The organism is Peribacillus sp. GL_122 (assembly GCF_057835005.1).
Genome location: NZ_CM174415.1, coordinates 3,537,483 through 3,563,144, shown reverse-complemented (window position 1 = coordinate 3,563,144; position 25,662 = coordinate 3,537,483). Strand labels below are relative to the sequence as shown.

22 protein-coding genes are annotated in these 25,662 nt (G+C 41.3%); 18 read left to right on the top strand and 4 right to left on the bottom strand.

The window, feature by feature from the left end; genetic code table 11:
* The first annotated feature begins 11 nt into the window (after positions 1-11).
* Positions 12-260: a biotin/lipoyl attachment domain-containing protein gene (locus AC3ISB_RS17160; protein WP_098370683.1), complete on the top strand. Its 249-nt coding sequence runs from the start codon at positions 12-14 to the stop codon at positions 258-260.
* Between the two features lie 76 nt (positions 261-336).
* Here the strand turns inward: AC3ISB_RS17160 and AC3ISB_RS17155 are convergent, their stop codons facing one another.
* A complete protein-coding gene (locus tag AC3ISB_RS17155) occupies positions 337-1,077 on the bottom strand; it encodes an IclR family transcriptional regulator (protein WP_098370682.1) in 741 nt (246 codons plus the stop codon).
* Positions 1,078-1,252: 175 nt separating this feature from the next.
* On the opposite strand from AC3ISB_RS17155, the gene AC3ISB_RS17150 reads away from it, so the two are divergent.
* From AC3ISB_RS17150 to AC3ISB_RS17120, 7 genes are all read left to right on the top strand, one after another.
* Entirely contained in the window at positions 1,253-2,131 is an 879-nt protein-coding gene (locus AC3ISB_RS17150; protein ID WP_489276958.1) for a dimethylarginine dimethylaminohydrolase family protein, read from the top strand.
* A complete protein-coding gene (locus AC3ISB_RS17145; protein ID WP_141993500.1) occupies positions 2,128-3,744 on the top strand; it encodes a M20/M25/M40 family metallo-hydrolase in 1,617 nt (538 codons plus the stop codon). The genes AC3ISB_RS17150 and AC3ISB_RS17145 overlap by 4 nt, the downstream gene beginning before the upstream one ends.
* Positions 3,745-3,910: 166 nt before the next feature.
* The gene (locus AC3ISB_RS17140) at positions 3,911-5,254 is read left to right on the top strand and encodes a YfcC family protein (RefSeq protein WP_375781424.1); all 1,344 of its coding nucleotides are present in this window, start codon (positions 3,911-3,913) and stop codon (positions 5,252-5,254) included.
* 51 nt (positions 5,255-5,305) lie between these two features.
* Positions 5,306-6,496 carry an amidohydrolase gene (locus tag AC3ISB_RS17135; RefSeq protein WP_480338719.1) on the top strand — a complete coding sequence of 397 codons (1,191 nt, stop codon included), beginning with the start codon at positions 5,306-5,308 and terminating at the stop codon, positions 6,494-6,496.
* A 211-nt stretch (positions 6,497-6,707) separates the two neighbouring features.
* On the top strand, positions 6,708-7,469 hold the full coding sequence (locus AC3ISB_RS17130) for a dimethylarginine dimethylaminohydrolase family protein (protein ID WP_141993497.1): 762 nt from the start codon (positions 6,708-6,710) through the stop codon (positions 7,467-7,469).
* A 56-nt stretch (positions 7,470-7,525) separates the two neighbouring features.
* Positions 7,526-8,941: an amino acid permease gene (locus AC3ISB_RS17125; RefSeq protein WP_141993496.1), complete on the top strand. Its 1,416-nt coding sequence runs from the start codon at positions 7,526-7,528 to the stop codon at positions 8,939-8,941.
* Positions 8,942-9,204: 263 nt separating this feature from the next.
* Positions 9,205-9,543 (top strand): VOC family protein, encoded by a 339-nt coding sequence (locus AC3ISB_RS17120; RefSeq protein WP_063233316.1) that lies wholly within the window; start codon positions 9,205-9,207, stop codon positions 9,541-9,543.
* A gap of 133 nt (positions 9,544-9,676) precedes the next feature.
* Here the strand turns inward: AC3ISB_RS17120 and AC3ISB_RS17115 are convergent, their stop codons facing one another.
* Complete coding sequence (locus AC3ISB_RS17115) at positions 9,677-9,805, bottom strand: hypothetical protein (protein WP_480338720.1); 129 nt, start codon at positions 9,803-9,805, stop codon at positions 9,677-9,679.
* Positions 9,806-9,820: 15 nt separating this feature from the next.
* On the bottom strand, positions 9,821-11,653 hold the full coding sequence (locus tag AC3ISB_RS17110) for a sigma 54-interacting transcriptional regulator (protein ID WP_480338721.1): 1,833 nt from the start codon (positions 11,651-11,653) through the stop codon (positions 9,821-9,823).
* Between the two features lie 196 nt (positions 11,654-11,849).
* Here AC3ISB_RS17110 and AC3ISB_RS17105 point away from each other — a divergent pair, with 196 nt between their 5' ends.
* From AC3ISB_RS17105 to AC3ISB_RS17060, 10 genes are all read left to right on the top strand, one after another.
* Complete coding sequence (locus AC3ISB_RS17105; protein WP_141993493.1) at positions 11,850-12,053, top strand: hypothetical protein; 204 nt, start codon at positions 11,850-11,852, stop codon at positions 12,051-12,053.
* Between the two features lie 85 nt (positions 12,054-12,138).
* The gene (locus AC3ISB_RS17100; RefSeq protein WP_141993492.1) at positions 12,139-13,551 is read left to right on the top strand and encodes a purine-cytosine permease family protein; all 1,413 of its coding nucleotides are present in this window, start codon (positions 12,139-12,141) and stop codon (positions 13,549-13,551) included.
* A 46-nt stretch (positions 13,552-13,597) separates the two neighbouring features.
* Positions 13,598-14,584 (top strand): heme-dependent oxidative N-demethylase family protein, encoded by a 987-nt coding sequence (locus AC3ISB_RS17095; protein ID WP_480338723.1) that lies wholly within the window; start codon positions 13,598-13,600, stop codon positions 14,582-14,584.
* A 16-nt stretch (positions 14,585-14,600) separates the two neighbouring features.
* A complete protein-coding gene (locus AC3ISB_RS17090) occupies positions 14,601-15,119 on the top strand; it encodes a hypothetical protein (protein ID WP_480338724.1) in 519 nt (172 codons plus the stop codon).
* Between the two features lie 29 nt (positions 15,120-15,148).
* Complete coding sequence (locus tag AC3ISB_RS17085; protein WP_480338725.1) at positions 15,149-16,090, top strand: PDR/VanB family oxidoreductase; 942 nt, start codon at positions 15,149-15,151, stop codon at positions 16,088-16,090.
* Between the two features lie 49 nt (positions 16,091-16,139).
* On the top strand, positions 16,140-17,633 hold the full coding sequence (locus tag AC3ISB_RS17080) for an aldehyde dehydrogenase family protein (protein WP_480338726.1): 1,494 nt from the start codon (positions 16,140-16,142) through the stop codon (positions 17,631-17,633).
* Between the two features lie 805 nt (positions 17,634-18,438).
* The gene (locus tag AC3ISB_RS17075; protein ID WP_489273765.1) at positions 18,439-20,043 is read left to right on the top strand and encodes a sigma-54 interaction domain-containing protein; all 1,605 of its coding nucleotides are present in this window, start codon (positions 18,439-18,441) and stop codon (positions 20,041-20,043) included.
* A gap of 131 nt (positions 20,044-20,174) precedes the next feature.
* The gene (locus tag AC3ISB_RS17070) at positions 20,175-21,326 is read left to right on the top strand and encodes an iron-containing alcohol dehydrogenase (protein ID WP_489273764.1); all 1,152 of its coding nucleotides are present in this window, start codon (positions 20,175-20,177) and stop codon (positions 21,324-21,326) included.
* 14 nt (positions 21,327-21,340) lie between these two features.
* Entirely contained in the window at positions 21,341-22,729 is a 1,389-nt protein-coding gene (locus AC3ISB_RS17065; RefSeq protein ID WP_489273763.1) for a hypothetical protein, read from the top strand.
* Entirely contained in the window at positions 22,726-24,165 is a 1,440-nt protein-coding gene (locus AC3ISB_RS17060) for an NAD-dependent succinate-semialdehyde dehydrogenase (protein WP_489273762.1), read from the top strand. Before AC3ISB_RS17065 ends, AC3ISB_RS17060 begins: the two co-directional genes overlap by 4 nt.
* A 325-nt stretch (positions 24,166-24,490) precedes the next feature.
* Here AC3ISB_RS17060 and anmK read toward each other — a convergent pair whose 3' ends face one another.
* Positions 24,491-25,651 carry an anhydro-N-acetylmuramic acid kinase AnmK gene (gene anmK, locus AC3ISB_RS17055; RefSeq protein ID WP_480338729.1) on the bottom strand — a complete coding sequence of 387 codons (1,161 nt, stop codon included), beginning with the start codon at positions 25,649-25,651 and terminating at the stop codon, positions 24,491-24,493.
* Positions 25,652-25,662: the final 11 nt, after the last annotated feature.

Sequence of the window (25,662 nt, the reverse complement as noted above, 5' to 3'; positions counted from 1 at the left end):
GAATGATGTAAATGTACGTTGATGTGATTCTTAGCCCATGTGAAGGCAGGATTGAAAAAATTTCAATATCCAAAAATTCCAGATTTTACGAATGGGAACAATTATTTCAGATTAAGAAGGCAGATGGACGTTTGGAAATCATTGATATTGGTGTTAGCGGGAAAATAGAATCATTGGAGGTATTGGAGGGTGAGCCAGTCGTGGCCGGCGAGGTCCTCGCCTATTTTAAAGAAGATTTATTTGTGACCGGCAGCGATTAATATAAAAACGAAAAAGAAGATGAAATGATTCATCTTCTTTTTCGGCTTATCCGATAATCCTCCACTGCTCTCTTATTCATGTTCCCCTATACCCCAATTTTGCAGAAACCCGATTGCCAGTTTCCATAACATTCTTAATGAGGAAATCAAGTCTTTCATCTGTCAGGTTAAAACTGACAAAACCTATGCTCACCGCACCGTGAACTTCCCCAAAATGGTTCAGTATCGGCACGGCAACAGAACATGTTCCCTCTGTTCTTTCACTGTGGCTGATTCCATGTCCCTTCATTTTAGTCTCTTGCAATATATCCCAAAAAGCTGCTCTTTCTTGAATTGGCAGAAGAGCATCCACGATTTTTTTAGCTTGATTATATGGCATATAGGCGAGCATCGCTTTATTGGCAGCCCCAATATGCAAAGGTACTCGTGAGCCAAGCTGGTCATAAACCCGGATTTGGCTTTTTTCACTGTCGATTCGTTCGATTACGAGTGATTCCATTCCTATTGGCTGGCTAAGATAGACGCTTTCCTCCACTTTGTTCATCAGCCTTTCCAGTTCAGGCCTTATTTGGCTGATGTAATCCATTTTGTCATACATACGTAAACCATATTCGAGCCAAATATTCCCCAAACCATATTGTTTGGATTGCCCGTCCTGTTGGATTAATCCATGCAAGGACATCGCTTTTAACAAACGATGCATGGAGCTGACAGGAAGATCACATTCTTGGGAAAGTTCCGTAATTGACAGCCAGTTTTCCGATGAATTGGAAACTAGCACCTTTATAACGTTCATGGCACGGTCGATCGATTGCATAAACAAACCACCTATCTTTCATTACAAGTTGAATAAAACTTTGATTTATTTGAATATTTAAAACATATTGACATTATACCAAAGTTAATTTTATAATAAAAGAAAAATTCCTATTAGCGGAAACGTTTTCCACTATGCGGAAAAGGAGGGGGAGGCAGTGACATATTGTTCGTCCATGTACAAACCATTGGAACGTGTCATTGTAAAACATCCGAAAGAAGCGTTTATTAGTCAAGAGCATTTAAGCAAAGCATGGCGGAACTTCAACTTTGCGGAAGAGCCAGATTTCAACGAAGCACTAAAAGAGTATGGTGACTTTATTTCCATTTTGGAGAAATATGTTCCAAACATCGATTTTTTGCCAGCATCTTCGGTAGTCGGCATTGACTCCTTATATGCGCATGACCCGGTCAAATTCACTAGCCAAGGAGCCATCATTTTAAAGTCCGGGAAAGAATTGAGACAGCCTGAAGCTAGTGTATACAAGGAATTTTGTAAGGAAAAGAACATCCCGATTATTGGGTATTTAAAGGGTGATGCGGTCGCGGATGGCGGTGATATCGTTTGGCTTGATGATAAGACCCTAGTTGTCGGACATGGTTATCGTACAAATGCTGAAGCTATTCGGCAACTAAAAGAAATGACCGCTCATCTTGTGGATGAATTCATCGTAGTTCAGCTTCCGCATGATCAAGGAGAGGGAGAGTGTCTCCATCTTATGTCTTTCATCAGTATGGTCGACAAGGATTTAGCAGTGGTTCACTCCCGCCTTATGCCTGTCTTTTTCAGAAAACTGCTGATTGAACGAGGCATACAGCTTATTGAAGTGCCGGTTGATGAGTACTTGACCTTGGGCTGTAATGTTCTTGCCATTGCTCCGCGGGTTTGCCTGTTATCTTCTGGTAACGCTTACACGAAGCAAAAGCTTATTGATGCGGGAGCAACAGTTTATGAGTACAAAGGAACTGAGATCAGTTTCAAAGGCACTGGCGGTCCAACTTGTTTAACCTGCCCGGTGGTCCGTACAAATATTAATGAAGGGGGATTGGAATGAGTCAATTACTATGGGGTACTCCAGAAACGCTCCGTACCTTGTTATGTGAACTTGTTAGCTGGGAAAGCCGTACTCTTACATTAGGGGAACGGATGTTTCCGTATAAGGTGCAAGATAAATTGAGGGAGCTTGATTATTTTAAAAGGAATCCGGCACACTTATCGCTTCACGAGGCTGATTTAGGGAGGAATTTTGTCAATGCTTTCTATAAACATCCTGATGCAAAGGAGACCGTTGTATTAATTAGCCATTTTGATACGGTTCATACTGAAGAATACGGTGACCTTGAGACTCTTGCATTTCAACCAGAGGAGCTCACGAAAAAACTTCATGACAGGAAAGATGAACTACCGGAAGAAGCGCGCATTGATCTTGAATCAGGAAAGTACTTGTTTGGTAGAGGAACGATGGATATGAAAATGGGGCTTGCCCTTCATATGGCTATCATCGAAAAGGCAAGCATCGAACAATGGCCGATCAATCTCCTGCTGTTAACGGTTCCTGATGAGGAAGTGAATTCTGCGGGAATGAGGGCTGCAGTTAAAGAACTTGTGGCTTTACGTGATAAATATGACCTTTCCTATAAAATGTTTTTTAATAGTGAACCGTCCTTTTCACAGAAACCGGGCGATAATAGACATTATATTTATTCCGGAACTTTGGGGAAAATCATGCCCGCTGCCCTTTTTTATGGGAAAGAAACTCATGTAGGTGAACCATTAAAGGGCATGACGGCTAACTATATAGCCTCGTTCCTCACGCAGCTCATGGAGTGGAACACTCTTTTTCTGGAAAGTGATCTTGGTGAGGAAACACCATTACCGGTATCGCTTCAGCAAAAAGATCTAAAACTACAATATTCAACACAGACACCTTATCGGGCAGCCGCGCTTTATAATGTGTTCATTATGAAAAGAACAGCTGCAGAAATAATGGACCTATTCGAGCAGGTTGCAAACGAAGCAGCGATGAAATGCAATGAATCTTATAAAGAGCTATGTATGCGTGAACAAATTGAAGGTGTAGGTGAAGTACAAGTATTACGCTATGAAAAGTTACTTTCATATGCCGAGGGCAAATTTGGCGGGAGTTTTGTTGAGAAAATAAAGAGTGAAGTTAAAGGAAACATGGACTTGGATGAGCGGGAAAAATCAGTGCGGATCGCTGAAAAATTGATGATACAATGTCAGGAGCTTTCACCCGCCATTGTATTGCTGTTCGCACCGCCATATTATCCAGCCGTCAATACGTCCGATGATCCGCTTATCATGGAATCTGTGAAATTAATGAAGGAAACTGCCAGCATGCTTGGTGAAGAAGTCAGCCAAATTCATTATTTTAATGGACTTTGCGATTTAAGCTATGTTCAATATAGTGACGAGTCTGATGGCTGGACGGCTTTTGAAAAAAATACACCAGTCTGGGGCGATACTTACAGCATTCCTTTTGCTGATATGCAAAAACTTCAGGCACCAGTACTTAATGTGGGTCCGTTCGGCAAGGATGCCCACCAGCGTACTGAGCGCCTTCACATCGATAGCGCCTTCGTCCATACGCCCGTCATGCTGGAGAAGTTAATAAAGAGTATGTTTAAGTGTTTGGTTGAGAAGTGATGGTCCGACAGGAGAACTGGATTAAAAGTATAAAACTTTAACTGGGGGTATTTATATGAATGACCTGCCTAATGGTCAAATCACTTCCGAGCCGCTTAATCAGAATAATAAGCCACTTAACCAACTGACGGAGTTACCTGAAAAAGGGATAAATCCTTTTGTATTAATGTTTATCGTAATTGTAATAGTGACGGTTTTAACCTATATCTTACCCGCTGGCCAATATGAAAGAATTGAAAAGGATGGCCGAAGTGTAGTCGATCCCACTTCTTTTGAATTCATTGAATCAACACCAGTGGGATTATTGGAAATGTTCAGCAGTATTCACGCAGGGATGATTGAAGGAGCGTCAATTATCTTGTTCGTCTTTTTGTTTGGCGGAGCACTGGGAATCATGCAGGCAACGGGAGCACTGGATTCTTTCATTAAGTTTGTGGCCGTCCGATTCGGAACAAAAGAGAAGTTGCTTATTCCGTTGATGGTATTAATCTTCGCATCATTAGGGACACTGATCGGCTCTGCTGAAGATGCATTAGTTTATATCGCAATCATAGTTCCGATGACGATTGCATTAGGCTTTGATGCACTTACAGGTTTTGCGATCGTCATCCTTGGAACATTGGCGACTGGATTCATTTCTGGCATTACGAACCCTTTTAATGTAGGAGTTGCCCAAAGCATTGCAGAACTGCCCATGTATTCGGGAATGGGATTGCGGATCGCTCTTCTTGCAGTGTTTTATGTCGTTACAGTATTGTACATCTATTTCCATGCAATGAAGGTTAAAAGAAACCCTGAACTGGGGGAGTATGGGAAATTCAAGCGTGAAGAACATGCACATCTTGATAAAAACTTTAGGATGAGTAAAAGACATAGCGTTGCTTTAATTATTTTATTGGTGAATTTCATCCTATTAGTATATGGAGTTATTAAATTAGGATGGTATATAAGTGAAATTGGCGGTTTGTTTTTATTAAGCGGGATCATAATGGGCCTAATTGGTGGCTTGACTCCATCAAGGATGGCTAATGGTTTTATTTCAGGAGCGGGCGATATGGTTTCCGGGGCATTGATAATAGGTGTTGCACAGACAATCTTGGTCATCATTACAAGTGGCGGATTGCTGGATACCATTTTATATTATGCTGCAGGATTGGTTGAGCAGCTTCCTCCCGCCATAAATGCAATCGGTATGTTCATTGTCCAATTATTTCTTAACTTCATTGTTCCATCCGGAAGTGGACAAGCAGCATTGACGATGCCGATTATGGCTCCATTGGCGGATTTAATGGGTGTGACAAGACAAACGGCAGTATTAGCTTTCCAATTAGGGGATGGGATCTCGAATATGATATTTCCGACTTCTGGAGTGCTATTGGCTGGACTGGCAGTGGCAGGCATATCATTTACGAAATGGGTAAAATGGGTGTTTCCGTATCTTTTGATTCAGGTTGCGGTAGCGATTATCTTTTTGATCATTGCACAAAGCATACAGTATGGCCCTTTTTAAAGATCTGAAAAGTCTGAATATTAGCACTAAGTGTTGAAGGAGGCATTTATGATGAAGACAATACAGGAGCCAGTTGTCGATGAAGTGATTTCATGGAGACGTCATTTTCACGAAAATCCGGAGCTCTCTTATCAGGAGCACCAGACTTCTGAATTCATTTATAGGAAATTAAAAACCTTTACAGGATTAGAAGTGACGAGACCTACCGAAACGAGCGTTTTAGCGGTTCTCAAAGGAGCTAAAAAATCTGCCCGAAAATCGAATACCATCACCTTTCGTGCAGATATTGATGCACTCCCGATTCAGGAAGAAGCAGAAATTGAATATAAATCAAAAAATCCTGGGGTTATGCATGCATGCGGACATGATGCACATGCTGCGATGTTATTAGGTGCTGCTAAAGTCCTCTCTGGGAAAAAAGATGCGATTGATGGAGAAATCAGGTTTATTTTCCAACACGCCGAAGAAGTTCTGCCAGGGGGAGCTCAGGAATTGGTGAAAAAAGGGGTCATGGAAGGAGTGGATTATGCATTTGCACTGCATGTTACTCCTTATGAACGAACAGGAACAATATGTTTAAGGGAAGGGGTATTCTGTGCAGCAGCCGATGATTTTGAAATTAAAATTATTGGTCAGGGCGGTCATGCCTCGACTCCGGAATTAACGGTAGATCCGCTACTCATTGGTGCAGAAATTACTACGAATCTTCAACATATCGTTTCCAGAAAAATTTCAGCTCTTAGGACACCCGTCATTTCAGTCACTCAGTTCCATTCAGGTAGTGCGCTCAATGTCATACCTGAATATGCGGAAATCGGTGGTACCATTCGTTCCTTAGACTCTGATAGCCGATTGAAAGCAAGGGAATATCTAGAACAAATCGTTAAGGGGATTTCAGAAACGCATGGGGCAAAATGTGAAATTACTTGGTATTTAGGGTATCCAGCCGTGGTAAATGATAAAGCAGCTGTCGATATTTCAAGAACGGTCATGGAAGGCATTTTTGAAGGTGATAATATCATCCAGGTTGATGACCCTATGTTCGGGACAGAAGATTTTTCGGCTTTTTCCGAAATCGTACCCTCTTCCATGCAATTTTTAGGCGTTCATAATGATGAGTTTGGAAAAGCTTACCCGTTACACCATCCTAAATTTAAAATCGATGAGAAGGCTTTAGGGTATGGAGTAAGATATTTTGTAGGAATAGCGGATAAATTATGCGGTCACCAAAATAATTGTTAAAGCATTGCTGGAAGAGACACCCGTTATAGTTTAAGAGAAGCTTTCGGTTGTCTTTTCTCCCTATCATGACTATTTTTCCATGGTTTCCGCTTCTGGAATAGTTAAGTGCAGCAAAGTGATGAAAAGAAACTTCATTTAAAGAACGGCTGGTTCAAAAGGGTTAATATCCTACATTTTTAAAAAATAAGCTACCTATTTAGGAGGAATATATATGTTTAAACACGCGATTGTAAGGAAGATTGGAAAAAGTTTTGTAAATGGCTTAACAACATCGGATTTAGGAAACCCGGATTATGAAAAAGCTCTAGTACAACACGAGGCTTATGTAGAAGCATTAAAGCGCAGCGGTGTGAAAGTGACCGTTCTCGAATCGGATGAGAGACACCCGGATTCTACGTTTGTGGAAGATACAGCCGTGTTGACGCCAAAATGTGCCCTTGTAACCAATCCTGGTGCAGAAAGCCGGAATGGTGAGATTAATGAAATGAAAGAAGTTTTAAAGGACTTTTATGACACAATCGAATATATTCAATCTCCAGGTATGTTAGATGGCGGAGATGTAATGCAAATTGAAAATCACTTCTATGTTGGCCTTTCAACGAGAACAAATGAAGCAGGTGCTCTTCAGTTCAAGGATATTATGACTAAGTATGGTTATGATACGACCATCATTCCCCTTAAGAAGTTCTTTCATTTAAAAACGGGTGTCAATTACCTGGGAGACAATAATTTATTAGTGGCCGGGGAATTCATTGATCACGACGCTTTTTCTGGCTTCAATCAAATAATCGTAAAACAGGAAGAAGAATATTCGGGTAACTGCGTCAGAATGAACGACTGCGTTATTGTCCCTAAAGGGTTTGATGGTACAAAGAAAAAAATTGAAGATTTGGGATACACAGTGATTGAAGTGGAGATGACTGAATTTCAAAAACAAGATGGCGGACTTAGTTGTCTCTCTTTGAGGTTCTAAGATAGTTTAGGAGAAGGCAAGGCATAGGATAATAGATAAGATAAGGAAGTGATTACATGGGGTATGGACTGGAGAATAATGATCAGCTGCAACGCTCAATGAAAAGACGCCATTTATTTATGCTGTCACTCGGCGGCGTAATTGGTACAGGCCTTTTTTTAAATGCAGGCTATACAATTAACCAAGCGGGGGCAGGAGGGGCCCTGGTCGGTTATCTAGCCGGCGGTCTTATTTTGTATATGGTAATGGTCTGCCTTGGCGAGCTAGCCGTTCATATGCCGGTTACAGGTTCTTTCCAGAAATATGCTGCCGAATATATAGGGCCTTCCGCTGGTTTCTCTCTAGGATGGATGTATTTCGTAGGTTCAGCCGCAACAGCAGGAGTTGAGTTCACGGCTGCAGGAATTTTGATGAAACAATGGTTCCCCAATAGTCCTACCTGGATTTGGTGTGCTGTGTTCATAGTGCTTTTATTTACTTTGAATGCATTAACGACAAAAGGTTTTGCAGAGGCGGAATATTGGTTCGCTGGAATAAAAATCGTTGCAGTGATTTTGTTTATCTTGATTGGAATCGCGGGCATCTTTGGTTTTGTCTCTTTATCTGATCGTCCAACCCCATTCTTTGAGAATTTGGCTCCTTCTGGTCTATTTCCAGCAGGGGGGATTACAATCATCTTTGTGACAATGATGAATGTAATATTTTCTTATCAAGGCTCAGAACTAATAGGAATAGCGGCAGGGGAAAGTGAAAAACCTGAAGAGAATATCCCTAAAGCCATTCGAAACGTACTATTTAGAATCATTATTTTCTACATTTCGTCCATTATCATCCTTTCTGCCATATTCCCTTCTTCGGAATTAGGCTTATTGGAAAGTCCTTTTGTAACTTTGATGAAGATAGCCGGGATTCCTTATGCAGCAGGTATCATGAATTTCATTATTTTGACAGCCATTCTTTCTGTGGGGAATTCATGTCTTTATGCATCCACAAGGTTACTTTGGTCGATGGCTCATGACGGAATGGCACCCAAGGTGTTTGGTCTATTATCCAAGAGGAAAGTGCCATTGAATGCCCTTCTTTTTACGATCTGTTTTTCGCTCCTATCGTTATTGACTAGCTTCATTGCAGCGGATACAGTGTTCGTGATACTTATGTCCATAGCGGGTATTTCCGTCACGATCTCATGGATGGGAATTGCTTTATCGCAATATATGTTTAGAAGGAAATTTATAAAAGCGGGTGGTAAAACGGAAGATTTACAATACATAGTACCCTTTTACCCATTTGTCCCGTTGTTTTGTTTAGGCTTTTGTTTGCTGATTCTAGTATTCCTTGCCTTTGATCCTACTCAACGTGTCGGACTGTTTTATGGGATAGGATTTTTGATAGCCTGTATATTATTCTATAAATTTAAATTGGCTAAGAAAGTAGAGTCAAACACTAACTTTGAAAATGAAAAAATATTGTAATTGAGTTACACCAAAGGCTAGCCAGTTTTTACTGGTTGGCCTTTTTAAATCTTGAAATTGCAGTCACTTGGATGATTATTTACTGAATCGGAAGGGGAAAACTTACATTTTAACGAAATGGAAGGAATATCTTAGAAAATAGGAAGGGGGAATTAACAAGCTTGATTACAAAGTGACTAAAAACATCACAAAGAGCCTGCTGAAAATTAACTTTTTTACCGAGAGACGGAAATAAAACAATAATATTAAAATTGGGGGAAGTAATGAAGATCAATCATATAAATTTAACAGTTAATGATGTTACAGCATCAAGGGAGTTTTTAGAAAGATACTTTGGATTGTCATGTGCAGGAAGCCGAGGCGATGGGTTCGCCGCAATGAAAGATGATGATGGATCCATATTGACACTAATGAAAGGAAGCGATGTACAATACCCCAAGACTTTTCATGTTGGATTCATACAAGAAAATGAAGAGCAAGTTAACAGGATCAATCAACGGTTGAAGGATGATGGATTCATGGTGAAACCTCCAAAACACCTACACAGATATACGTTCTATGTAGAAGCGCCTGGAGGATTTAACGTTGAAGTACTGTGTTAACGAAGCTACTTGGAGATAAATCGTAAAACTACTATAAGAAAGGATTGTGGAAGAACAAGATATAATATTGCCTATATAAGTGTGGTCAATATGAAAAACCAGTTGGATTAAAAACGCTGGCGTTAATGCCATTTTAATTAACGGTCATGATGTATATGGAAGAAAATAACGAAAAAGCTGACTGCAAAAGCCTGTTCAAGAAGGCTCCTGTTATCAGCTTTTCTTTTTTTTGCTTTAGTCCCCAAACGGTTTGATCCTGCATGACTGCATCCTGAAATCAAACATGTATATTGAGTTGCTTACGGAGACGTTGCATTTCCGAATTGAAATAGGATTTGCTGTAATCACATCCTACAATAGCGACGATATTGCCGTCATCATCAATAATTGGCGCAAAGCTTGTTTTCCACTCACCGTACCTGTCTTCGTATATCGGAGTCACACCAGCTTTACCATTAAACGCATGGTAAGCGACATTAACCATTTCCGGGGGACCAATATATTCTTCCCCCGGTTCAATTACAAAGCCTTTGTCTGCAACGAGGTGAATCAGACGTCCATCCTCCGTCATGATAAATATAAAGACCCATTCAATTACGCCTTCCTTTTCTTGAATCATGGTAAGTTTTTGTTTTAATTTCTGGGAATAGGAAGTTTGCCGGTTCATATTTTTTTGTAGACTGATAACCTCTTCAGCTGGAATGATAGCTGCGGTTACTACGGCAATGGAACGAAGCCGTTGATTTATTTGTTCCTCTAAAATGGCCCGTTTATCCACTGGTGAAAAGCGTGCCTCTTCCATTTTATTACGTAATTTTTTATATTTCCTGCTCATCGTAGGCTGGCTTACTTCCAATACCTTCGCTGCTAGTTTTAATGATTTGTATTGTTCCATCGCCATGTTGATAAGCTGTTCCTCCACAAGGTCGACTGCTTCCTGCATAGGCATTAGAAAATCGATAACAGGTATTGAAGTGGGTTTGGGCCCTTTAAATGGAAGGACCTCTTTAACCAACACCACATCTACTTCCGGCATTCCGCTAGTAATCACAAGCCTTTCAACTGTATTTTCAAGTTCGCGCACATTACCGGGCCATTGATAGATACATAGCAAGTCGATTGCATCCGGGGTGAAAGTTACATTTCGATTGTATAGTGTATTGTACTTTTGTAAAAAAAACTGAACCAGATGGGGGATTTCATCTACACGATTCCTAAGCGGCGGAAGATGGATAGGTACGACATGAAGACGATAATATAAGTCTTCTCGAAATTCACCTTTTTTCACCATTTTTTCGAGCGATTTATTTGTTGCGGCAATCACTTGAATATCAACAGGGTGTGATGTCGTACTTCCAATTGGTGTGACAACGCGTTCCTGAAGGACGCGAAGCAGTTTTACCTGTACGTTAAGCGGTAACTCGCCAACCTCATCCAAGAATAAGATACCTTTATGGGCGAGTGTGAATTTCCCTTTGGCGCCGTCTTTCCGTGCGCTGGTAAAAGCCCCTTCTACGTAGCCAAAAAGTTCGCTTTCAATCAGGTTTTCCGGGATTGCACCGCAATTGACAGGTATAAACGGACCGTCGCTTCTGTTACTCATATTATGTATGGCCCTGGCGGCTATTTCCTTTCCTACACCGGATTCCCCCAATAAAAGGACTGTTGCGCTAACATCAGAAACCATTTGCATTTTATGCAGGACATCAAGCATCGGTTTACTGCGGATCACAAATGGAAAAGATGGCTTCTTCGATTCCAACAAAGGCCCCGATTGCCCCCTTGATGTATCTGGATAAGAGTCTTTAATTTCTTTGTAGGCCCAAACCCATGCCCCAGATTCAATCGGGTATGCCGTCATCAGCATCTCTGGACCCTGCCATGAGGACTGCATGAAAGATCTTTTTTCATTTTTGCCCATTATCTCTTCTGCCAAGCTTGTGGAAAATAAATCTTGTTCAAAATCCTTGATGGAACCGCCGACATTAGCGGATTTGACTGTTTGGAATAAGGAATTCCCTGTTCCGGTCGATTTCAGTATGGTGCCATTTTTATCTGTCACAATAAGCTGATCGTAAATAGACAAGAGTGCAGAGGTGAAGTGATCCATTTATGTCTACCTGCCTTTCATTTAACTTCCTAGTTTTTATATTACAGAAATTTCACAATTGTTCAATAGTTTCAAAAATGAATATTCTTCCTTTTGAAAACCCAGTAAGCATGGTGTTTTCTGATTGGCATGTTTATTGCATTAAAGTAAAGAGAAGGGACTAGAAAGCATGATTGCAAAGGAGGGAGAAGCTATTTTGAATAAAGAGAATCAGTTCCAACAGAATATCAATTCTGAAGATCCCTTTATTAAAAATCTATATTCAGATTTGAATGAGCGGATCAATGCGTATGAGCAGGAAGATGCCGTGAAAATCGACAAAATGAAATGGAAGGATGCGACAGGTTCTATTTTTCTCATGATTTTAATCATCTTTTACCTGGTCTATACACTTTTCTAAAGTAGTTTTGTTTAGCTCACCCAAAACAAATACAGCCTTATTTCCAAGCGATACAATCATTATTTTATAGTTGGGAGAGAAGCGAGTGAGTAAAGAGAATTCCTCCATTTCAAAGGATGTGGCCTTTGGCTTTTTACCGGCAAGTAAAAGTGACCGGATTTTTAACCTTCGGGATTTAATTTTAGTTCAGGTTGTTATTGGCCTCTCATCTTTTGGGCTGTTAACTGGTGGATACACAGGTACAATGCTTGATGCGAAGCAGTCACTTGCAGCGATTTTATTCGGTAACGCCTTCCCTATGCTGTTGATTGTTCCCATTACCCTTTATTTTGCGCGGTATGGCATAGATACTTTTGTAGGGTTTCGAAGTTCACTAGGGTATCTAGGATCCAATATCTTTTTCTTTGTTTTTCTTATTTTAACTCTCGGCTACATTTCCATTGCGCTTTTCATGTCCGGCCAGGCTTTAGCAGAGGCTGCTAATTGGATGGGGATGCCCGACATTTTCTCAAGCCAAGCAACTGGAGCGCCGTTTTTCTCGATTTTACTCTTCATCTGTGCATTCCTTGTAACGGTGAGGGGACCGATAGCGATTCAAAAATATACCGCAGTAGCCGTTCCGGTATTTATGGTTCTCATGTTTGGCCTTCTCGCAATAGTCTTGTTTGGCCAGGGATTCACTAACGTTGCTCATATACTTCCTTCTGAGCCATTTGAATCGACTTCTCGTTCATTCGCGACTGCCCTGGAATTAAATATCGGTCTCGGCTTCTCATGGCTTCCATACCTTGGCCAATACAGCCGTTTATCTAAAACAGAAGGAGGAGCATTTAAAGCAGGATTCTACAGCTATGGAATTATCGTCTGTATCGCTGCTTTAGTTGGGGCCCTTGCTGCATTAGTCGCTGGTTCACTTAATCCTTCTGACTGGATGTTTTCCATCGCAGGAAGTTGGGGTGGCTTCATTGGCTTGATTTTACTCTCGGTTGGGAATGTCGGTGCAGCCATTTTCCTTATGTACTCACAAGCTGTCAGCTTTAAAACTGTATTCCCGAAAAAGTCATGGATGATTGCGATGGGTACGACCGTACCGACTATATTCTTACTTCTAAGCTCGACGTTCTACGATGCATTTGGTTCATTTATTGCTGTCATTTCCTTTATTATGGCTGTTCTTGGCGGCATTGTCGTTGCAGATTACTTTTTTGTAAAGCGACAACGCATTTCAATAAGGGATTTGTATGACACACAAGGCTCTTATACCTATTGGAAAGGCATTAACCCGTCGGCAGTTCTCACGGTGGTAATTGGAACGATCGTTTACTGGGCACTCTATAATCCATTGACTTTTGAAGCTAGTGACTTTTTCCTTTATACAGCTGCCGGAATTCCAACATATTTTGTCGCTTTAGTCACCTACTATGTTTCATCTAAATACATTTTCCGTTTTGAAGTTGACATGGAGCGTACATCCGTTGAATTAAAGGAAGCTAAATAGAAAAATCGCAATTTAAAGAATCTAGGGAACGAGAGGAGATTGTTCAATGTTTACACAAAGTTTAGATTTCAAAACAACTGATTTAGATACATTCCCATTTCCATTCACTTCAGGTAACTATCGTTATTCAAACGATTTGAAAAGACTCTCAAACATTAACTGTATTGAAGTTACACCAGAATACAGACTCCAAGTGGAAACGAAGCGTCGTCTCCTTCAAGAACAGCCGCATATAAGGTTTCAATCTTTTTCACACACAATGGAAATGCAATGGGAAGTGTTGGAAATGCTCATCGACATGGCAACTGATCGTTATCCGGAGCATTTCGAGGTCATTAAAGATGGAGACAACTGGACTTTCAAGAACCACATTTTCGGGGAATCCGATTCATTCGTGTATGGCGATGCCACCACGCTTCCATATGAGCCGCTTGATTATATAGGCCGTCATTTCCACAATGATTTTGTTTTAATGGTTCATCGCGATAGTAATTTCTATTTGGAAGTGGGACAAGTTTCATACGCCGCACTCTTCTCAGCTAACTGGAATAAAGGCATGTCCTTTGATGAGATTCATGCACCTGTTCCATTTGTATCGCGGAAAGGCGATGAACTTGCAGATCGCGTTCGTAAGTTTTTATTATCCATTTTGCCAGGAAAGCCATGGACACGCATCAACTGGAACCTGATGGCGGACCGTTGGGATGTCAACTATGAAACGATGGATGTATGGGGACCTCAGCGTTCTGGGATAACACCGGAAAATGCAGGTAAACTTGTTCGTTTGCGTGTTGAAGAACAAAAATTTTATCGCATGCCACGAAGTAACGCCATTCTATTCGTATTGAATACGCAGTTCCTGCCACTGGAGGATTTGACATTACGCCAGGAGTGGTTTGATCTGACATATAGCGTACTGCAGGATATTCCGGATCCTATGGCTGCGTACAAAGGAATTGCCCCGTTTCTTCCGCAATCGGTTGAATATTTGAGGCGTATTGATGAAAAACAAAAAAGCGAAGATAAACAATAAGTAGGAGGATAGGGCCTTGTACAATAGTCCAGTATTGTTTGATAAATCAATTACGATCGTAAATCAATTTACTCCTCGGAATGAGCGAAGAAAGTTTGTCGTCATTTCTGATCAAGCCGGATATGAAAAGGCGAAAAGTTTCACTTCTGAACTTGCAGGTACAGTGCCTTTTGAATGTCTTTCCATTAACGGAATGGAAGATAAAGAGGAGATTAAGAGAGTCATCTTGTCACAAAAGATGGGCACCCAATTTTATATTGCGGCTGCATGGAACAATGCCGTAATGATCTTCTCGCTCGGGGTGGAAGCTGGCCTATCTGAAGCTGAGATCCAGACTGTGATTATCGGGCCTAAACGGCGGTACGTATATTGCATGAAATGTTTCGAAGTGTCGGAAGTCGCAGAAGAAGCAGAGATTGCAGAATGTGACCATTGCAGAGCAAGTCTTGAAATAGGACCTTTTTATTCCATAGTACGGGAAGGTTATATTGGTTACCCATTCATCTCAATCGGAAAAGAAGAAGTAGGGAGCTGATCATCATGCGGATAGTAGGAAATATTCAAATGAAAGTAAACAAGATTATTCAAGAAACAGCATTCGTAAAACAGTTCGAGTTGATTCCAGTTGATGGAAACCCATTGCCTGCATTTACTGGCGGTTCGCATTTGACCACATTCATGCCGGCCGGGGATACGATATTCGAGAGAGAATACTCCCTTATCAGCAACCCAAGGGACCGTAAAAAATATGCAATTTCCATTCGGCGTGATGAGGCGTCACGCGGAGGTTCCGCTTTCTGGCATGATCATGTACAGATAGATTCCAGGTTGGAAGTCAGTTTCCCTAAAAACAACTTCCCTCTCAGCTTTCGAGCAAAGCATCATGCCTTTTATGCAGCTGGAATCGGCATCACCCCATTTCTGGCAATGATGGAAGACATGGCTGCCGAAGGCCAAACCTTCGAACTCCATTATGCAGCACGCACACCGGAATTATGTGCTTTTTATGATCTGTTGAAAGCCAAATATCCTGATCAATGCACCTTTTATTTTTCGCAGGCAGAAAACAAACGCAGAATGATGCCTGAGACGATGAAGGATCATCGCATTGGCACGCATGTATATTTTTGCGGACCAATCGAGATGGTTCAAGAGTATCGAAAAGCCGCCAGTTCCTATGGTTATCCGGAACATGCGATCCACTTCGAATTATTTGCGACAAAAAATGATGGGCCGCAAGATCCTTTCATTGTCGACCTTTCAGACAGCGATCGGTCCATCCGCGTTCATGAAGGCGAAACACTGCTTGAGGCGCTTTTAAGGGAAGGAATTGATGCACCTTATTCTTGTAAAGTGGGCGGGTGCGGAAGTTGTGAGGTAGATGTTGCAGAAGGTGAAGTGGATCACCGGGATTTCTTTCTTAGCGAACAAAACCGTCAATCACGTAAGTCAATCCTGACATGCTGCTCACGTGCAAAGGACGACAGACTTGTATTAAAACTTTAACGATTTCGTACAGGCTTTAAAAAAATAATGAAAACCGGAGGCAAAAAACATGACAATTTTAGAAACGGCAGTTATAGAGCTTAAAAATTACATCGACGGTAAGTGGCAGTCCTCATCTTCAAATGAAGTAATCCCTGTAATCAATCCTGCAACACAGGAAGTCATTGCAAGGGCTCCGCGTGCCACCAAGGAAGATACAGAAAATGCAATCTCAGTTGCGAAAGCAGCTTTTGAAAGTGGAATCTGGTCAGGACTGACGGCACAGGAGCGAGCTTCCTACCTATACAAAATCGCTGATAAAATTGATGAACGTGCGGAAGAGTTAACGATTCTCGAAACAATGGACAACGGGAAACTTAAAGCAGAGGCAGGTTTCGATATTGCCGATGCCGCCGCGTGTTTCCGTTACTACGCTGGTTTGATTCTTCATCCAGAAGGGGAAACTTATCAAGTTCCCGCTCCCGTGCAAGCGATGGTCGTTCGTGAACCAGTAGGTGTAGCCGGTTTGATTGTACCTTGGAATTTCCCTCTTCTAATGAGTGTCTGGAAAATCGCACCTGCCCTTGCGGCGGGTAACACCATTGTATATAAACCGGCTGAAGTGACACCTGTAACAGCAATGAAATTATTTGAAATCCTAGAGGAAGTCGGCATCCCTAAAGGTGTGGCTAATATGGTGATGGGGCGCGGCACTGTTGTCGGTCAAACCATTGCAGAAAGCAAGGACGTTGACATTGTTTCATTTACGGGAAGTACGGATGTTGGCCGCACTATCATGAAAGCGGCCGCGGGCAACTTAAAGAAAATTTCCCTTGAGCTTGGCGGTAAATCACCTAACATCGTTTTTGCTGATGCAGATTTAGAGACAGCCATCGATTACGGATTATTTGGCATCTTCTTCGGTGCCGGCCAAGTATGTTCATCAGGTAGCCGCATACTGGTTGAAGAAAGCATTTATGATGAATATGTAAAACGCTATGTGGAACGCGCAAATAAAATCAAAGTTGGACCTGGCCTTGCAGAAGACAGCAACATGGGGGCAATTGTCAGCGAAGCGCAAATGAATAGCATTTTAAATTATATTGAAATCGGCAAACAGGAAGGTGCGACACTTGCAGCAGGCGGTTACCGTCTTGTTGATGACGGCCTTGACAAAGGATACTTCATTGCACCGACTGTCTTCACCGATGTAACACCAGACATGCGCATCGTACAAGAGGAAATCTTCGGTCCAGTCGTTGTCATTCAAAAGTTTAAAGATGAAGAAGAAGCTATTAAACTTGCAAATGATACAGACTACGGCCTTGCAGGCGGCGTCTTCACTAACGATGGCGCAAAAGGATTGCGTGTGATCAAGAAAGTGCGTGCAGGGATTACATGGGTAAATGATTATCATCCAACATATGTCGAGGCGCCATGGGGCGGTTACAAACAGAGCGGGATTGGACGCAGTTTAGGCAAATACGGCTTGGATGAATACCAGGAAATTAAGCAAATCAACATTAATCTCGATGTAAAACCGGTAGGCTGGTTCCCCAATTAAGCATATGATTAGAGATGAAGCAATCAACATTCTTTAATCAAACAAAAAAACCTAATCCAAATATGGATTAGGTTTTTGGTTTGTAACGAAAGGGGTGCGGAAATAAAAAATCCGAACCCCTTTTTAAATTTCCTTTGAAATTTTGGCCCAAGGTTAATCAATGGCAGCCTTAATTTTACGAACCAAATGGTTCGCTTGCATTAGTTGGTCTAAAGTAATATTTCAAGTTGATTTAGCTGAATGGAAATATGTTAAAAAAGTATCCTCATTATCTCAGGTTTTAATCCTTCTATTTTAAAAAGATTATAGGCAAAAGAGTTCTATCTAAATGTTAAAACAAAGTTGATTGGAGAGGAAGGTCCGAGACTCCTGCGGGAAAAACGCGTCCAAGGGAGACCCCGCAGAAAGCGAGTGCCTGGAGTGAAAGCAACGTTCAAATTGTTCAAGCCAAAAAAACTATAAGCTAACTCGATTTTCATCGAGTTTGCCTACAGTCTGAAACGTAATTCTAAATACGGATTGGTTTTTTGCAGATAAACTTTTTAAAACCCTCAAAAAATTTTTCTTAAGCTATAAATAACGGAGAGTTTTTCGCAGTTTTTCTTCCTATACAACAAAAGGGGGAGTTTTCCATTGGTGAGTGAAAATGGATTTGAGCATAAAAAACACCATTGGTATGATAAAAGTGTCATTCCAATGCATATTTATCGCTTTAATCAGAAATAGCATATATGGATTGATTTGTTTTACCGGTGCAGCATTTATACATAGTATCATATAGGAATCAGGTTAGGAGTGAATATTGATGACTAAGTTTTATTCGGATATGACAGTGGAGGAAGCAATATCATGTTTTCCCATAGGAAGCACTGAAGTGGAAGTTTTGGATGATTCAGAAGGTTTCATCGGGTTTTTGACAATAGAGGCGTTATCTGCGGCAGTGCAGCAGAGTGATTTGACGAAGCCTATTTCCCATTTCATTACTGTGAATGCACCGCTGCAAAATTTACGCAATTACTCAATACCATATGAACAATTTCAAGCATTCTTTGAGAGTGATTTATGCAGGGTTGTATTTAATGCCCTTTATGATGGCGTATATATCACGGATGGTGCTGGAACGACATTATTTATCAATCAAGCTTACCAGCGTATTACCGGAATAAGAGAAGAGGAAATTATCGGAAAACCGATGAGTTATTTAATTGAGCATGGTATGATATCCGTTTCTGCTTCATTGGACTCAATCCGGACGAAGAATCAAGTTACTTTGACACAAAGAATCCGAAATGGAAGAAAGATTATCGTATCGGCCACACCTATTCTATCGCCACAGAATGAAGTCATATTTGTCATAAATAGTGTAAGGGATATAACTGAATTAATCCGGATGAAGTACACGATCGATAGCCAAAAGCTATCTTTCCAACCTATTTCTCAATTATTGCCTGGCTCGGAACAGGTCAATTTACAAGAAATAATCATTGGGCCTTCTACAACTCCCTTATTTAAACTGGCTGATAAAGTAGCTAAAACGGATGCGAAGATCTTGTTACAGGGGGAAACGGGAGTAGGGAAAAGTTTAATCGCCAAGTACATACATGCCAAAAGCTCCAGGAAGGAAAAAATCTTTCTTGAATTAAATTGCGGAGCCATCCCAGCGAACTTGGTGGAATCTGAACTTTTTGGATATGAACCAGGGGCATTTACCGGATCCCTTAAGAATGGGAAAATGGGGATTTTCGAGAAAGTGAATGGTGGCACGTTATTTTTGGACGAAATTGGGGATTTACCTTTAGAGTTACAGGTAAAACTTTTGAAAGTGGTAGAAGAAAACAAGTTTATGAGAGTAGGATCTACCGAAATGAAAGAGGTGGATGTCAGGTTAATTACAGCCACTCATCGGGATCTTGCCTCCCTCGTTCAAGAAGGGTCTTTCCGTGAAGATCTATATTACCGGCTTAATATCGTATCATTTGAAGTCCCGCCCTTACGCCAGCGAAAGGAAGAAACGATCCCACTTTTAGAAATGTATTTAAAAAAATTCAATGAAAAATATAATGAAAAGAAAAAGATGACACCGGAATGCTATGAATGGCTGACGAACTATTCGTGGCCTGGTAATATACGTGAGCTCGCTAGTCTTGCAGAGCGACTGGTCGTCACGACTTATGATGATACGATTGATTTGCCTAATTTACCATCCTTCATCCAGCCGGTCTTATCAAAAAAACCTACAACACATTCATTGAAGGATGCCGTTTCCGAGCTGGAGCGATCCCTGATCCTGAATGCGATGAAAAAATATGGGACTACAAGGGCTGCGGCCATCTCTTTGGATATCAGTCAAAGCGCTTTGGTGCAAAAAATGAAAAAATTTCACATTCGATTAGAAAACGAATCAAAATAGTTTTATTGATTTGATTTCTACTCATTATTTCTTTTGTAATCCATGAAAAAAAGGTTATCCCCCTTATAAATTAAGCGTTTTCAATTTGGCATGATTCCTGCATTAGATAATACATGAAAGGGGAGATAACCATGAATATTTCTATTTTTTCAATGGCTAACAAATTGGTGACAGGAGCAGATTCTTTACAGCAGCTGACTGATGAGGTTAAGCGATTAGGGATGAAGAATCCGTTGATAGTTACAGATAAAGTTTTACTGGATGCCGGGGTAGTGCAAAAGGTTGAGGATTTACTTTCATCAGCATACGGTATTTTCTCGGATGTGAATCCTGAACCGGAAATTGAAATCGTAGAGCTATGTGTGCGGTCTATCAGGGAGGGAAATCATGATGGACTGATTGCGGTAGGCGGGGGAAGTGCGATGGATATTGCGAAAGCCTCTTCCGTTATGGCTACAAATTCGGGTAGCATCGAGACATATTTCGGAACAAATTTGATTGAAGTTCCGGGTTTTCCTTTAATAGCCATACCGACGACTGCCGGAACCGGATCTGAAGTGACGAATATTTCAATTTTATCGGACAAAAAAGAACAAGTGAAGAAGGGAATTGTTAGTTCATATCTTTTACCGGATGTAGCGATCGTATCACCCGTGATGACGCTGACTTGCCCGCCAAGTGTGACGGCTGCGAGCGGAGTGGATGCACTTGTCCATGCGGTAGAGGCTTATATTTCCAAATTTGCTTCGCCCGTTACAGATGCTTTGGCAATTGGGGCCATGAAGTTGATCGCAAAAAATTTACCAAAGGCTTATGCTGCACCAGATAATCTGGAAGCACGAGAAGCCATGATCACGGGAAGCCTAATGGCAGGGTTAGCTTTTGGAAATGCCGGTGTTGGAGCTGTCCACGCCTTAGCTTATCCGCTTGGAGGCCGCTTCCATTTATCACATGGAGTCAGCAATTCATTATTACTGCCATTTGTCATGAAGTGGAATAAAATTGCATGTTTGGAAAGGTTCAGAGACATTGCTGAAGCACTTGGAGAGAAAGTCAATCATTTAAATGATGATGAGGCAGCGGATAAAGCTATAGAAGCGATGACCAGAATATGCCGTTACGTTGATATACCTGAGTCACTAAGTGAATTTGACATTCCTGAATCGGCTTTAAGTGAAATGGCTGCTGAGGCCATCAAACAAGTTCGTTTACTTCGCAATAATCCCCGTACATTAAACGTTCGGGATATCGAAAAAATTTACCGTTCAGCCTATGGCTTTTAAGTGGAGGAAACAATATGAAATGGAAAAACCGTCGCTACGGAGATGAGACATCGTATATACCTGCGGGACCTTTTAAAATTAGACTTCCATTTGTCCATTATCGTTTTGAGTGGCCTGACTATGTTCAAGGGTTATTGATGTGTGCAGTTGACCTTGGAGCGATTACACTGCTTGCAGACCATCTGGGGATGCCTTTTGATGTAGCTCTAGCCGTCGTTGTCTTGAATGGATTATTGTATTTAGCACATCATTTACTCGGGGACCCAGTTATACCAGGTTGGATTACACCTGCGGTTCCATTGCTTGTATTGTTCGTCGGGCAATTTCCGGAAGGACCTGATCGGGTCTATGCACTCGTTGCATTTCAATTAACATTAGGTATTTTATCGATAGTGCTTGGAATGACCGGACTTGCCAGTAAGGTCGTACGATTAGTGCCGAATGCAATTAAATCAGGCATCATTTTAGGGGCAGGAATTGGTGCTGTCGTATCCATTTTCGAAGTGGGTGGAAAGTTTGATTTATTTCCTTATACAATAAGCATTTGTATCGGATTTGCCTTTTACTTGCTTTTTTCGAAAAATTTCGGAAAGTTAAAAATGCGAAACAAAGTTTGGGTATTCATAGGCAATTTAGGGATATTGCCAGCAATCTTGCTTGCGGTCTTTGTAGCCCCTATTTTTGGTGAAGCAAAATGGCCTGATATTCAATGGGGATTCAGCAGTCCGGACTTTGCTACGCTTTGGTCGGACTATACTGTGTTCGGTTTAGGTTTCCCTGCCTTGACCTTCTTTTTAAGTGCGACTCCAGCTGTTTTTGCCACTTATTTAGTTGTATTCGGGGATGTGCTGAAAACAAAAGCATTGCTTTCTGAATCAGATGAGGTCAGGGAAGATGAAAAAGTGGACTATAATCCAAACAGAGCTCATTTAATTTTTGGCGGCCGAAATGTGATCATGAGTTTTATCGGACCTGATATAACAATGTGCGGTCCGTTGTGGGCAGCCATGCAGGTCGTGGTTGTAGAACGGTTCAAGAATGGCAAGAAAGCCATGAATTCTTTCTTCGGCGGTGCTGGCTCGTTCCGTTGGGGTACGAATACAGGGTTATTCTTATTGCCGGTAGTCAGCTTGGTTGAACCAATTCTCGGTGTGGCCTTGGCCCTAACGCTTTTGGTTCAAGGATATGTTAGCGTACGCGTCGGTGTGATGCAGGCGAAGAGCCAACGTGACCTGGGAATTGCAGGGGTCGTCGCTGCCATCCTTGTTATAAAAGGTGCTGGAATGGCGTTTGCAGCGGGAATTCTATTATGTGTCCTTCTATATGGCAAGGACTTTTTCAAAGGTGAGAATGATAAGACTTTTACAGATCATGCAGAAGAAGAGGAGATTAAAGCAGGATGAAAAAAGTAGTGGAAAAATGGCCAATTTATATAAACGGCGAACCTGTTCATACAGAGCGTCATTTTGTAGTGGAAAATCCAGCAACATTGGAGCCTGTGGGGTATGTTCCGGACGCTAATGAAAAAGAGGCAAAGGCTGCTGTGGATGCAGCTCAAGCTGCTTTTCTGACTTGGTCGAGAACCAGTGCATATCATAGGGCTGAATTACTTGAGAAGTGGTACACGATCATTGAGAACAGGCTGGATGAAATCGCAACGATCATGACACTGGAACAAGGAAAGCCATTGGCCGAAGCAAAAGGTGAAATGAAATATGCTTCAAGTTTCGTGAAATGGTTTGCTGAAGAGGCAAAGCGTAACTATGGGGAAATCATTCCAGCCTCTGTTGCTTCAAAGCGTATTTTAGTGCAAAAGCAGGCAGTCGGTGTCGTTGCTGCCATTACCCCGTGGAACTTTCCTGCTGCCATGATCACGAGGAAAGTGGCGCCAGCCCTTGCTGCAGGATGTACCGTGGTCATCAAACCCGCGGAACAAACACCTTTGACCGCTTTGCTATTAGTTGAGAGTGCCCAGGAAGCAGGGATTCCGGCAGGTGTGATAAATATTGTAACAACACAAAAACCGGGAGATGTGTCAGACGTCTGGATGAATGATTCACGTGTTAAAAAGATCACATTTACTGGCTCCACTCCTGTAGGAAAACATCTAATGAAAAAGGCGGCAGAAACAGTAAAAAAAGTCTCGCTTGAACTCGGTGGATTGGCTCCGTTCATCATTGCTGAGGATGCTAATATCGAAGAAGCAGTAAATGGTTTGATTCAATCGAAATTCAGAAATGCTGGACAAACATGTATTTGTGCGAACCGAATATATGTCCATGAGACAATTGAACAGCCGTTTTTAGAAGCTTTCGAAGAAGCCGTCTTAACTTTGAAGGTTGGAAATGGAATGGAAGGAACCGATCTTGGTCCATTGATAGATGGAGCCGCAGTAAAAAAAGTTCAGTTTCAATTAGAGGATGCTGCAAGTAAAGGGGCTATCATCCATAAAACCTCAAAAGTAGATGAAAAACAAGGCTATTTTATAGCACCAGCCATACTTTCCAATGTAACGGATGATATGCTGTGCATGCAGGAAGAAACATTTGGGCCAATTGCGCCAGTCAGTACATTCAAAACCGATCAAGAAGCGATCGATCGTGCCAATAACACGAATTTTGGCTTGGCAGCTTATGTGTATACCGAGTCATTAAATAAGGCAGTTGCCTATTCGGATAGTCTTGAATATGGGATTATCGGTATTAATGACAGTGCCCCATCCACTGCCCAAGCACCATTTGGAGGCATGAAGGAAAGTGGTTTAGGCAGGGAAGGTGGACACTACGGCATGGATGAATATTTGGAAGTGAAGTATGTCTCCATGCAGCTTGGTAAGTAAATAAAATAGAAGAGTCCGTCATGATTCTTCAGGCAAAAAAAAGAGCAGAAGGCACATCAAATATCGATGTGCCTCCTGCTCTTTTCCAATGGTTAAAAAGCATACGTTCCTTCAATGGCAAATCCAAATATGACGTTATTTTCTTCAAATAGCTGCTTCAGAATAAATACTCCAAGTGGGGGGGACGTATACAGATATGTAAGGGGGATCGCAATCATACTAGGTGATTGCCATTAAAGTGAATTTATGACGGATCAAATGAAAAAACCCCCTAAGAAATCTAAGGGGGAAGGGAGGCATTTATTAAACATATTTTATCTTATGTTTACTTACTAATTCGATATAAAGGAGGGAAGGTCATGTTTCCAAGGATGACATCGAAGTCAGCACCGGTAGCCTTGGGAACGTTACTTGTATTACCATGGAAAGTCTCATTTGCAAGTAATGCAAAGGCCACCGCTTCTTTCGCTTCGGAAGAGTATCCCAAATCTTCTTGAGTCAAGACTTGAATAGAATTTCCAAGCAGTAATTGAATCATATTTAATAACGTTTTGTTATAGCTTCCACCGCCGCCAATAATCACTTCTTCAATATTGGTTTTTGGAAAGATGAAATTTCGATAGTTCTCCACAATGGACTTTGCTGTAAACATCGTTACTGTTGCTAAAATATCTTGACTTGGAAGTGATTCAAACATCTTTAATAGTTTTAATACATATTCCTTGCCAAACAATTCCCTGCCAGTTGATTTTGGAGGAGGGCTCATAATAAAAGGATGACTGATGCAATAAGATAAAAGTTCGTCATTGATTTTTCCTTGTTTAGCTATGTTACCACCTTCGTCATAGCTTATATTGAACAATTGGCGGCATACTTCATCAATGATCATATTTCCAGGCCCTGTATCAAAAGCATACATGTCATTAAGAGATGCTTGCTTGGGTAAGACGGTTACATTTCCAATGCCCCCTATGTTTTGAAGTAATCTTCCCTTCACTTCACTTCTATAAAGAATGTATTCGGTAAAAGGAACAAGAGGAGCTCCTTGTCCACCAGCTGCCATGTCCATCGTACGAAAATTAGAGATTACAAGTGTGTTTGTATCGTGAGCAATTACTGCGGCTTCCCCAATTTGCAAAGTGGAGGGTATATAATTTTGGTCCTTTAAAGGCTGGTGGTAAATGGTTTGTCCATGGGATCCAATTAGATCCAGTTTATTAATGGGAAATCCAGCTTTATGACAAACTTCCTTTACCGCAGTGGCAAATAATTTTCCTAATTTAAAATTCAAACTGCATATTAATTGAACATTGGATGTGACTGCAGATAAAGACTGGATAATTTCTTTTTCAATATCCTTTGGGAAAGGGCATGTCATGAACTCAATCATTTCCATTTCAGTCTCGAGTCCACTATTATTCACCCGAACAAGTGCGGCATCAATTCCATCCAGCGATGTTCCGGACATTAATCCAACTATGTACATCGTCATTCCAC

Excerpts from the sequence above, each read along its gene's own strand:
- AC3ISB_RS17160 (WP_098370683.1), top strand. The coding sequence starts at position 12 with ATGTACGTTGATGTGATTCTTAGCCCATGTGAAGGCAGGATTGAAAAA.
- AC3ISB_RS17155 (WP_098370682.1), bottom strand. The coding sequence starts at position 1,077 with ATGCAATCGATCGACCGTGCCATGAACGTTATAAAGGTGCTAGTTTCC.
- AC3ISB_RS17150 (WP_489276958.1), top strand. The coding sequence starts at position 1,253 with ATGTACAAACCATTGGAACGTGTCATTGTAAAACATCCGAAAGAAGCG.
- AC3ISB_RS17145 (WP_141993500.1), top strand. The coding sequence starts at position 2,128 with ATGAGTCAATTACTATGGGGTACTCCAGAAACGCTCCGTACCTTGTTA.
- AC3ISB_RS17140 (WP_375781424.1), top strand. The coding sequence starts at position 3,911 with ATGTTTATCGTAATTGTAATAGTGACGGTTTTAACCTATATCTTACCC.
- AC3ISB_RS17135 (WP_480338719.1), top strand. The coding sequence starts at position 5,306 with ATGAAGACAATACAGGAGCCAGTTGTCGATGAAGTGATTTCATGGAGA.
- AC3ISB_RS17130 (WP_141993497.1), top strand. The coding sequence starts at position 6,708 with ATGTTTAAACACGCGATTGTAAGGAAGATTGGAAAAAGTTTTGTAAAT.
- AC3ISB_RS17125 (WP_141993496.1), top strand. The coding sequence starts at position 7,526 with ATGGGGTATGGACTGGAGAATAATGATCAGCTGCAACGCTCAATGAAA.
- AC3ISB_RS17120 (WP_063233316.1), top strand. The coding sequence starts at position 9,205 with ATGAAGATCAATCATATAAATTTAACAGTTAATGATGTTACAGCATCA.
- AC3ISB_RS17115 (WP_480338720.1), bottom strand. The coding sequence starts at position 9,805 with ATGCAGGATCAAACCGTTTGGGGACTAAAGCAAAAAAAAGAAAAGCTG.
- AC3ISB_RS17110 (WP_480338721.1), bottom strand. The coding sequence starts at position 11,653 with ATGGATCACTTCACCTCTGCACTCTTGTCTATTTACGATCAGCTTATT.
- AC3ISB_RS17095 (WP_480338723.1), top strand. The coding sequence starts at position 13,598 with ATGTTTACACAAAGTTTAGATTTCAAAACAACTGATTTAGATACATTC.
- AC3ISB_RS17085 (WP_480338725.1), top strand. The coding sequence starts at position 15,149 with ATGAAAGTAAACAAGATTATTCAAGAAACAGCATTCGTAAAACAGTTC.
- AC3ISB_RS17080 (WP_480338726.1), top strand. The coding sequence starts at position 16,140 with ATGACAATTTTAGAAACGGCAGTTATAGAGCTTAAAAATTACATCGAC.
- AC3ISB_RS17075 (WP_489273765.1), top strand. The coding sequence starts at position 18,439 with ATGACTAAGTTTTATTCGGATATGACAGTGGAGGAAGCAATATCATGT.
- AC3ISB_RS17070 (WP_489273764.1), top strand. The coding sequence starts at position 20,175 with ATGAATATTTCTATTTTTTCAATGGCTAACAAATTGGTGACAGGAGCA.
- AC3ISB_RS17065 (WP_489273763.1), top strand. The coding sequence starts at position 21,341 with ATGAAATGGAAAAACCGTCGCTACGGAGATGAGACATCGTATATACCT.
- AC3ISB_RS17060 (WP_489273762.1), top strand. The coding sequence starts at position 22,726 with ATGAAAAAAGTAGTGGAAAAATGGCCAATTTATATAAACGGCGAACCT.
- anmK (WP_480338729.1), bottom strand. The coding sequence starts at position 25,651 with ATGTACATAGTTGGATTAATGTCCGGAACATCGCTGGATGGAATTGAT.